The sequence below is a fragment of the Pseudomonas zhanjiangensis genome, assembly GCF_041027545.1.
In the GTDB taxonomy this organism is placed as follows: Bacteria; Pseudomonadota; Gammaproteobacteria; order Pseudomonadales; family Pseudomonadaceae; genus Aquipseudomonas; species Aquipseudomonas zhanjiangensis.
The window spans coordinates 1-503 of sequence record NZ_JBFTEG010000058.1; the positions used below are offsets into that span (position 1 = coordinate 1).

Here is a 503-nt window from a genome sequence, read left to right on the forward strand (position 1 = left end):
TGCTACTACGCCCATCGCCTTCGACGTCGCCGTGTCGATGCTCGTCGTGTTGCACTACGTAGCCAGGTCAACCAGTTGTTCAGTCAGAGTCGAGGCTCGGCCGGTAGCCGGAGCATCCTGGGCATGCTGCGCGAGGGTGGCGTGAAAATTGGTCGGTTTCGTGTACGCCGGCTGATGCGTGAGTTGGGCCTGGTTAGCAAGCAGCCGGGCTCGCACGCCTACAAGCAGGCCACGGTTGAACGACCAGATATTCCAAATCGCCTGAATCGCGAGTTCACGACCGAAACGCCCAATCAGGTCTGGTGTGGCGACATCACCTACGTCTGGGCGCAAGGCCGCTGGCATTACCTGGCAGCGGTGTTGGACTTGCATGCGCGGCGTGTAGTCGGCTGGGCGTTCTCCGCCAAGCCGGATGCCGAGCTGGTGATCAAGGCACTCGACATGGCGTATGAGCAGCGCGGCAAACCGCAGCAGGTACTGTTCCATTCAGATCAGGGCAGCCA

General features: G+C 61.0%; 1 protein-coding gene. It reads left to right on the forward strand.

The features are described from left to right. The coding region (locus AB5S05_RS22065; protein ID WP_369289640.1) for an IS3 family transposase at nt 1-503 on the forward strand (503 nt) is incomplete at both ends.